The sequence below is a fragment of the Planomonospora algeriensis genome (assembly GCF_977012225.1).
This window is the reverse complement of record NZ_CDRNDK010000270.1, coordinates 1-8906: the sequence shown is the minus strand read 5'-3', so window position 1 is coordinate 8906 and position 8906 is coordinate 1. Positions and strand designations below refer to the sequence as shown.

At 73.2% G+C, this 8906-nt stretch carries 11 protein-coding genes; 6 read left to right on the top strand and 5 right to left on the bottom strand.

The features are described from left to right. The first annotated feature begins 188 nt into the window (after positions 1 to 188). From ACWJ6R_RS23965 to ACWJ6R_RS23940, 6 genes are all read left to right on the top strand, one after another. Positions 189 to 842 (top strand): biliverdin-producing heme oxygenase, encoded by a 654-nt coding sequence (locus tag ACWJ6R_RS23965; protein ID WP_449064386.1) that lies wholly within the window; start codon positions 189 to 191, stop codon positions 840 to 842. A 178-nt stretch (positions 843 to 1020) separates the two neighbouring features. Further along, positions 1021 to 1656, top strand: coding sequence for a TetR/AcrR family transcriptional regulator (locus ACWJ6R_RS23960; RefSeq protein ID WP_449064385.1), 636 nt, complete (start codon positions 1021 to 1023; stop codon positions 1654 to 1656). Positions 1657 to 1832: 176 nt separating this feature from the next. Continuing rightward, on the top strand, positions 1833 to 2024 hold the full coding sequence (locus ACWJ6R_RS23955) for a hypothetical protein (protein WP_449064384.1): 192 nt from the start codon (positions 1833 to 1835) through the stop codon (positions 2022 to 2024). A gap of 491 nt (positions 2025 to 2515) precedes the next feature. Next, the gene (locus ACWJ6R_RS23950) at positions 2516 to 2842 is read left to right on the top strand and encodes a hypothetical protein (protein ID WP_449064383.1); all 327 of its coding nucleotides are present in this window, start codon (positions 2516 to 2518) and stop codon (positions 2840 to 2842) included. 18 nt (positions 2843 to 2860) lie between these two features. Then, the gene (locus tag ACWJ6R_RS23945) at positions 2861 to 3892 is read left to right on the top strand and encodes a DUF6745 domain-containing protein (protein ID WP_449064382.1); all 1032 of its coding nucleotides are present in this window, start codon (positions 2861 to 2863) and stop codon (positions 3890 to 3892) included. 225 nt (positions 3893 to 4117) lie between these two features. After that, positions 4118 to 4324: a hypothetical protein gene (locus ACWJ6R_RS23940; protein ID WP_449064381.1), complete on the top strand. Its 207-nt coding sequence runs from the start codon at positions 4118 to 4120 to the stop codon at positions 4322 to 4324. 306 nt (positions 4325 to 4630) lie between these two features. Here ACWJ6R_RS23940 and ACWJ6R_RS23935 read toward each other — a convergent pair whose 3' ends face one another. The 5 genes from ACWJ6R_RS23935 to ACWJ6R_RS23915 all read right to left on the bottom strand — a co-directional run. Beyond that, positions 4631 to 5509 (bottom strand): STM4011 family radical SAM protein, encoded by an 879-nt coding sequence (locus ACWJ6R_RS23935; protein WP_449064389.1) that lies wholly within the window; start codon positions 5507 to 5509, stop codon positions 4631 to 4633. 125 nt (positions 5510 to 5634) lie between these two features. Then, positions 5635 to 6969 (bottom strand): STM4012 family radical SAM protein, encoded by a 1335-nt coding sequence (locus ACWJ6R_RS23930; protein ID WP_449064388.1) that lies wholly within the window; start codon positions 6967 to 6969, stop codon positions 5635 to 5637. Between the two features lie 137 nt (positions 6970 to 7106). After that, the gene (locus tag ACWJ6R_RS23925; RefSeq protein WP_449064387.1) at positions 7107 to 7913 is read right to left on the bottom strand and encodes an STM4013/SEN3800 family hydrolase; all 807 of its coding nucleotides are present in this window, start codon (positions 7911 to 7913) and stop codon (positions 7107 to 7109) included. 8 nt (positions 7914 to 7921) lie between these two features. Then, a complete protein-coding gene (locus ACWJ6R_RS23920; RefSeq protein ID WP_449064380.1) occupies positions 7922 to 8203 on the bottom strand; it encodes a hypothetical protein in 282 nt (93 codons plus the stop codon). After that, on the bottom strand, positions 8203 to 8906 hold a 704-nt coding region (locus ACWJ6R_RS23915; protein WP_449064379.1), incomplete at its 5' end, for an STM4014 family protein. The genes ACWJ6R_RS23920 and ACWJ6R_RS23915, both read right to left, overlap by 1 nt.

Here is an 8906-nt window from a genome sequence, read left to right as displayed (position 1 = left end):
CGTGCCGCGGGTACGGCCCAGGCGCCCCGCGCGCCGGAGGCGCCGCCCGGAGATCCCCGCCCGCCGAAGGGGCGGCCCAGGGACCGCCGCCTCCCAGGTTTCACGACAAGGTGTCACCATCGTCTTGACGCGCCCTCCGATTCTTTGTGACACTCTGTCATGAAAGTCCTCTTCGAGACGGAGTGATCATGAGCCAGGCGCCGTTCTCCGACGTCCTCAGGACCGCCACCTGGGGCGATCACGCCTCCGCCGAGGACGACGGCTACCTCAAGGCGCTGATGGCCGGGCGGCTCAGCCGCGAGGCCTACGGCGAGCTGGTGGCCCAGCACTACTTCGCCTACGTCGCGCTCGACGGCGCCTCCCGGGAGCTCGCCGGCGACCCGGTCGCCGGGCCGTTCGTCCTGCCCGAGCTCTACCGGGAGGAGCCGCTGGTCCGCGACCTGGAGACGATCTACGGCGCCCGCTGGGCGGACCGGATCGAGCCCTCCAAGCCGACCCTCACCCTGGTCGCCCGGATCAACCAGGTCGCCGACTGGCCCGGCGGTTACGTCGCCCACCACTACACCCGCTACATGGGCGACCTGTCCGGCGGGCAGTTCATCCGCATGGAGCTGGAGAAGATCTACGGCTACGGGCCGGGGGGCGGCGTCGACTTCTACCGGTTCGACCGGATCGGCAGCCTGCCCCGGTTCAAGGACGCCTACCGCGCCCGGCTGGACGCCCTGCCGGTCGACGAGCCCGAGAAGCAGCGCATCATCCGTGAGACCAGGCTCGCCTACCAGCTCAACACCGAGGTCCTGGCCGACCTCGGCCGGGTGGCGCGAGCCGAGCTCGCGGCCTGACCGCGATGCTCCGGCCGCCGCCCGCGCGATCGTCCGGTCCGGCTCCGGCGCAACGGCCCGGCCCGGCGTTCGCGCGATTCCCCCTCCCGGAATCCGCAGGCTCCCCCGGCCCGGCGCCCGTACCGGCGCTCCACCCGACTCCCCGGCCGGCGCGCCGGGCATGTGCGACGATGGGCCCATGCCCCGCATTTCGGCCGCGACGATAGGCGAGCACCGCGCACAGACGCGGGAGCGCATCCTGCAGGCGGTCTCGCGGCTCTCCCGCGGCCAGGGCATCGACGCCATCTCCATGACCGACGTGGCCGGCGAGGCGGGGATCACCCGCACCGTGCTGTACAACTACTTCCCGGACAAGGCCGCGCTGCTGCTGGCCTTCACCGAGCGGGTGACGCACTACTTCATCGAGGCCTACGAGCGCGAGCTCGCCGACGACGCCTCCCCCGCCGAGCGGCTGCGGGTGTTCGTCCGGCTCCAGCTCGCCGGACTGCTCGCCCACCCGCACCCCGGGCCCGCCGATCTGTCGGCCGCCCTGGGGCCCGACGCCTACCAGCGCCTGGCCGAGCACGTCGCGCCGATGCAGCGGATCCTGACCGGCATCATCGAAGGCGGGGTGGCCGCGGGCGACTTCCAGGCCGTCGACGTGACCGCCACCGCGCGGCTCATCCTCGCCGTCATCGGCGCCGAACGGCTGCCGCTGCTCGACGGCACGGTGACGGTGGAGGACGCCGAGGACATCGTCTCCGGATTCGTGCTCCGCGCACTGGGAGCCTGTTCCACGGAATCAACGCGACGGCCGCCATCTGCGAATCCATGAAACCGCCGGCCACCTTAAAAGAACCACCACCAGGCTTTGATCAATCATGGCTTTAATTCGCTGAAACGACTCCACCGGTACGGGATGCTTATTCGCGGCGACCTGCGGACGGCCGGATGCGGCCCACCGCGGAAGCCTCAAAGAGTTCCCCGTTCCATTTCCATGGAGGAAAAACCATGATCCGTCGTATTCTCGCCGGTGCGGCCATCGCAGGTCTCGCGGGCGTCGGCGCCCTGGCCATCGCCGGCACCGCCTCGGCCGGCGACTGGGGTCACGACCGCGGCACCACCTACGTCAACGGTGGCAACCACAACGAGGTCCTGAACGACCTCATCGACCTCGCGCTCCTCGGCATCATCGAGAACTGATCCTCTCTGCGCGACGGCGGGTGCCCGATCCCGAGATCAGGCACCTCCGCCCGGAGACGGTCCACCCCGGCGTCCCCGCCGAGCGGAGGCATTCACCGAATGAATTCCCTCCAAAACGGTAAACCGTCTTCCCTGTAAAACACCACCCCGATCCGGGGAAACTTCTGGCGCGTTGATCAACGCAAACGAGAGCGGCTCCACGGCCCATTCCCGGCCGTGGAGCCGCTTTTCTGTCGATCCCCTTCAAAAAGGACGCGCATCGTCGTTCCCCGCCGGAGTCGCACCGGTTCCGCCCGTTCTCCCCGCTCCGATCCCGCTCCGGCCGTTCCCAGAGCCCAGCCGTTCCCGGAACCCGGCCATTCCCGGAACCCGGCCGAGAACCGGACCGAGCCGGGTCACGGACCGGACCGGGTCCGTGACCCCGGGGGCGGTGAAATGTCGGTGGCGGGGGTTAGTTTTCGACCGACCCCGACCCGAGGAGCCAGCCACCCATGTACCGCCAGGGCGACATCCTGATCGTGCCCGTCCCCGAGGAGGCCGTGCCCGCGACCCTCCGGACCGCCCCCTCCGCGCCGCGCGACCCCGGCGGCCGGCTGGTGCTGGCCCTGGGCGAGGCGACCGGCCACGCCCACGCCGTCGTCGGCCCCGGCGCCCTGGTCCGGAGCCCGCACCCGATGGACCCCGACTTCCTCCACCTTCCCTCCGGAGGCCGCGTGGTCCACGAGGAGCACGCCGCGATCCCCCTCCCCAAGGGGTGGTACCGCGTGCAGCGCCAGCGCGAATACGTCCCCGGCGCGTTCCGCGTCGTCGCCGACTGATCCCGGGAGACCGACGAGATGACCGTCACCATCGAACTCGCCGACGCCCTGACCGCCACGGCCCGCGGGTGGGAGGAGATCGCCTTCCGCGCCGGAGCGGCCGACCGCCCCGGAGCCGAGGCCGGAGTACGGCTGGCCTACCGCGCCGCCGGGCTGGCGGAGCCCGAGAGGATCGTCTGGGTCGACTCGCCGCTCGCGGGCGCGCGGGCCGCCACCGCCCTGGACGCCGGCAGGCCGGTCCGCGAGGAGGTCAGGACCCGGCAGTGGGAGCGGGCCAGGGCCGCCGTGCACGCCTCGCTGGGCATCAGCGGCTGGTCGCTGGCCTGGTCCCTGACGGGAGGCCGGCTCTGGGGCCCGGTCGGCGACCTGGCCACGCAGATCCGGCGGAGCATCGCCGCGGCGGAGGAGACCGAGGAGGCCGGGGCCGCGCTCCGGAACTCGACGCTGGACGCCGTGCTGGGCCAGCAGGACGCCGCCTGGCTGGCGCTCTTCGACGCGCTGGGCAGGCCGGAGACCGAGGGGCTCGCCCAGGTCGCCCGGTCGGCGGGCTGGTGGTGGCCGTTCGAGCGGGCGGCCGTCGTCTGTGAGCGCCCCACCGAACTGCACCGCGACGAGCTGCACCGGCTGCACCGTGCCGACGGTCCGGCCCTGCTCTTCCCCGACGGCTTCGCGGTGCACGCCTGGGGCGGCATGCCCGTCCCCGCGGACTTCGCCGCGTCCATGGCGGGGCTGACCCCCGCGCGCATCCGCGCCGAGGAGAACGCCGAGCTGCGCCGGGTGATGCTGGAGCACTTCGGCTACGACCGCTATCTGCAGGAGTCCGGCGCGACCCCGCTGCACCGGGACGAGACCGGCGTCCTCTGGCGGATCGACCTGCCCGACGACGAGCCCGTGGTGATGGTCGAGGTGGTCAACTCCACCGCCGAGCCCGACGGCGCCTTCCGGAAGTACTGGCTGCGCGTCCCGCCCGCCACCCGCACCGCCCGTGAGGGGGTCGCCTGGACCTTCGGCCTGCCCGAGACCGACTACCGCCCCGAGCGCGAGACCTGACGCCTCCCGGCGCGCGGGCGAGACAGCGCCGGTGAAACAGCGTCGGCGAAACGGCGCGGACGGTTAAGAAAGCATCACCCGGCCTTGGCCGGACACAGCAGAGACCCGACGAAACGACGCCCCCCGCGAGGGTGATGCTTGTTCACGACACGAGCGACCGGCCGGACGCGGCCGGCCGCCCGGGTCACCGACAATTCTCCGTTTCGTTCCCATGGAGGAAAACCCATGATTCGTCGCATTCTCGCCGGGGCGGTCCTCACCGGCGTCGCGGGCCTCGCCAGCCTGGCGGTCGCCGGCCCCGCGTCGGCCGGCGACGGGGACTACGGCCGCGGCTACGACCGGCCCAACTTCACCTACATCGACCGCAGCAACCACAACGAGGTCCTGAACGACCTCCTCGACATCGCCATCCTCGGCATCATCGACAACTGACCCTCCTCCTGGACGACTGAACGCGGCGGCGCATCCGGCTTCGTCTCACCGGACGCCGCCGGAGGAGAGATGCATCCCGGTCGTCTCCGCCGGCCGGAGACGACCGGTCGTGAACCGTCGAAGCGGGGGCCGCCCCCGTCGAGACGCCACCCCTCCTCATGGGGGACCTTCTGGTGATCAGTCAGTGAAAGAGCGGTTCCACGGTCGTGGAGCCGCTCTTTCGCCGTTGTCACCGGGAGATTCTCCGGTGGCACCGGGAAACGCCCCCGCACAGGCGCGGAACGCGTGGACGCCGCCCGGCGCGTGTCACCAGCCGTGCGGGATGCGCTCCAGGACACCGTCGCCGAACACGTCGTACAGACCGGTCGGCTCCAGGTGCACGTAGCCGATGTGGCAGTCGCACAGCGCCGCAGGACACGGCCGGACCCGGCGCCGGAACGTCCCGTCGTAGAGGTTGCCGAGCACGGCCGGGACGAAGTGGCAGCGCCGTACGGTGCCGTCGCCGTCCACCGAGACGACGCTGTCGCCGGTACGGCAGGCCCGCCCGGCGCTGCGGTGCGGGAACCGGCTGTGCTGGAACAACGGGTCGATCGCCGTCCAGTCGTCCGCCTCGGCGTCGGTGTAGAGGCGCCCCTCGGCGGCGTTCACCCACAGGTACACCCCCTCCGGCAGGTCGGCCCGGAGCCTGCGGGCCTGGTCGAGGTGCTCGGGCAGGCCGACGACGCCGACGCTGAACCGCACGCCCCGGCCGGTCAGGTCACGGCACCTGCCGAGGAACCGCCCGTAGTCGACCTGGCCGGGGTGGTAGGTCGCCCAGAGCGCGAGCGTGCCCAGGTCGGCCTCGGCCAGCCAGTCGGTCCGGCTGCTGAGGTTGGTCTGGATGGCGACCCGGCGGACGTGCGGCAGGTGGCTGAGCCGGATCATCGCCCGGCGATACCAGGACCGGACGAGCCCTTCGCCCCACGGGGTGAACAGCACGGAGACCGGGTGGTCCCGCTCGGCCGCCCAGCCGGTGAACCGCTCGAGGGCCGCCCGGTCGGCCCGCAACCGCTCCGGACTGTCGCGGCGCTTGGCGAACGGGCAGTAGGGGCAGTCGTAGTCGCAGCTGGCCAGCGGTCCCCGGTAGAGGATCGACAGGTGGTCGCGGCCACCGGGACCACCGAGGTCACCGGGCGCACGGGGCACTCCGGCGCCGCCGAGGTCTTCCAGGGCACCGGGATCGCCGGGATCACCGGGATCGCCGGGATCGCCGGGATCGCCGGGATCGCCGGGATCGCCGGGATCACCGCCCTGCGGGAACGGGACGGCTCTCACCGGACCTCGTACCCCGCCATCAGCGTGCGGACCCGGCCGGAGAAGAGCGCGGGGCCGATCGCGTCGGAGTGCGCGAGGCCCTCGGCGGTCAGCCGGATCCGGCCCGTTTCCCTCTCCGGCGGGCCGGTCGGCTCCAGCCAGCCGCGTCCGGCCAGGATCGCCAGCTCGCCGCCGAAGTCGTCGGCCGCCTCGGTGCCGAACCGGTCCCGGTAGGCGGCCGGGTCCACGCCCTCGGCCTGGAGCAGCGACTGGATCAGATGGCGTCTGCGCCGCTCCCCCGCGTCGAGCCGGAAGCCGACGTTGGCGGCCGCGAACTCCTCGGGCGCGAGCCGTACGTAGTCGTCGATGATCGCGCGTACCTGGCCGGCGGCCACCGCGTACTCGTAGGAGTAGTGGAGATCGGAGGTGTAGGAGCGGGCTCCGCAGCCGAGGCCGACCATGCCGTCGCTCTGGCAGCAGTACTCGGTGGCGCTCGCCGTCCCGGGCAGCCGGAACATCCGCATCGACACCTGCTCGTATCCGGCGGCCAGCAGGTGGTCGCGGCCCTGGCGGTAGAGGCCGAGCCGGTGGTCGTCCCAGTCGCGGGCCCGGCGGCCGAGGCCGGTGAGCGGGCGGACGTACAGCGGGTACAGGTAGATCTCCTCCGGCCGCCACGTCAGCGCAGCGTCCAGGGAGTGGTGCCAGGAGCGCTCGGTCTGCCCGTCGATGCCGTAGATCAGGTCGAGGTTGAGCGCCTCGAACCCGGCCTCCCGGATCCGGCCGAGCGCCGCCTCGACCTCGGCCCGCCGCTGCGGCCGGACCGCCGCCCGGGCCTCGGCGTCGACGAAACTCTGCACGCCGATGGAGACGCGCGTCGCGCCCCGCTCGGCCAGCACCGCGAGCCGGTCGGCGGTCGCGGTGGCGGGCGAGGTCTCCACCGACAGGGGAACGGCCCGCAGGTCCACGCCCATGGTCTTCTCGGTGAGGTCGAAGAGCCGGGTGAGCTCGCCCGCGCTCAGGTAGGTCGGCGTGCCGCCGCCGATCGCCGCGGTGACGAACCGCGGCGTGTCCAGGGCGTCCCGTACGGCGTGCGCTTGGCGCTCCAGCGCGTCCAGGTAGGCGGCGACGAGTTCCTCGGGCGCGCCGGTCCGGGTGAACAGATTGCAGAATCCGCAGCGCATCTCGCAGAACGGGATGTGCAGGTAGAGGGAGAGGCTGCCGGTCGGCTCGCCCGCCCACACCTCCCGCAGCGGCGGACGCGGGTCCAGCGGCCGGTAGGCCGTCTTGTGCGGGTAGGCGTAGACGTATCCCTGGTAGGGGCCGGCCTCCCCATCGAGCCCTCCGCCGCCGATTCGCCGACCGGGGACGGGTTGCGGATCGGAGAGCGGCGCCGAGCCGGGATCCGGCCCGCGACCGGGTTCCGGCCCACGGCCGCCTCCAGGCGGGGAGGCCGCCTCCGCCGTCTCCGTCGCCCGCGCGGAAATCGAGGTCAACGCCACTCTCCCTGCTTCAACTCGAACTCGCCGTAGGGCACGGTCCAGACCACCTCATGGCCGATCCGATGCCCGGCATATCCGTCTTCACCGTAGGCGGTGCCGTGGTCGGAGCAGACGATCGCGAACCCCGGCCGCTCCCTGCTGACCAGTGCGAACAGTCTGCCGATGTGCCGGTCGACGTACTCCAGCGCGGCGGCGTGGCTGTCGGGGCCGTCGCCGTGCTCGCGGGTCGCGCCGGGCAGGTGGAACCAGTTCGGCTGGTGCAGCGCGGAGACGTTGACGAACAGGAACACCGGCCCGTCCGCCCGGGTGACGGCCCGCTCAGCGCACGCGACCTGCTCCTCGAACGAGGTGGGGGACGTCACCCCGAACCCCGGCTCCCAGTGGCTCTCGGCGAACATGCCCGGCAGCACGGACCCGAGCGGGGTGAGCTTGTTGAAGAACCCCACCCCTCCGACGCAGATCGTGCGGTAGCCCGCCGCCGCCAGCCCGGCGGGCAGGTCAGGCGCGTCGAACACCCAGGTCCCCTCCGCCGTGGTCTCGCTGCCCGGGAACGTGGCCGCGAACAGGCGGGGGTGCGGTCCCGGTGCGGCCGGGGTCGGCAGGAACCCGGCGAGGATCGCGGTGTGCGCGGCGTAGGTGAAGCTGCCGGGGCTGTGCCGCCGCTCCCACCGCCCGCCGGGCAGCGCCCGCGCCAGGTTGGGCAGCCGCCCGGCCCGAAGCAGCCCGTCGGCCACGTCGTGGCGGAGCGTGTCGAGCGTCACCAGCAGCAGATCATGGCTCCCCACGATCCGGTTCATGTCCCGCGTCACGTCCCCGCCTCCGCGCCCGCCCGTACAGCCCGCCGCGGGCCCGCCTCAGTCTCCGCGCCCTGGCCCGTTTCCGCTTCCCGGCCCGCCCGGAGGATCCGCACCCGCGAACCCGCCTCCGCGCCGGGCCCGCGCCATCCGGAGAGCACCGCCCGCACCTGGGCGCCGTAGGTGTCCAGTCCCTCGGCCCCGCTCCCCGGCAGGCCGGTCAGCCCGGGCAGCAGGTCGCCGAAGGCGTTGACCTCCGCCACCGCCACGCTCCGCCAGTCGGTGCCGACCATCACGTCGACCCCGACGGCCGGGCTCCCCGGGAAGCACGCCGCCGCCCGCGCGCACGCGTCGAGCACCCGCGCCCACCCCGGCGCGCGAGCCGGTCGCGGACCGCGTCCAGATCGCCGCGCACCCCGCCCAGGTGCAGGTTCGTCATGGGGGCGCGGCCGGCGCGCACGACCGCGTGCGTGGGAACCCCGTCCACGACGACCACCCTCAGGTCGAACGTGAGCCCGCCCACGCCCGCCTTGGGGAACCAGCGCTCGACGTGGAGCCCGTCCTGCGCCAGCCGGTCGACGATCGCCGCCAGCTCGGCCTCCCGGTCGTAGGAGCGCACCCGGAGCGAGTTGTACAGCCCGCCGCCCGACAGCTCCACCGACGTCACCGCCCTGACCCGGCTCCCGGCGGCGTGCAGGGCGATGACCCCGGAGGCCGAGGAGCCGTGCGCGGGCTTGACGAACACCCGGCCCCATCCGGCCTCGTCCAGCCCCCGCCGCAGACAGGCGTAGCCCTCGACCGGTCCGGGCAGCGCGGGCGGCACCGGCACCCCGGCCGCCGCCAGCCGGGCGTGGCAGAGCCGCTTGTCGAACATCACCGCGATCTCGTCGGGATCGGCCAGCAGCACCGCGCCGGGCGTGCGCCGTACGGCCTCGCGGACCCGCGCCGTCCCGGCGGTGAGGGAGGCGTGCCAGCGCGCGCCGCCGCCACCCGGGA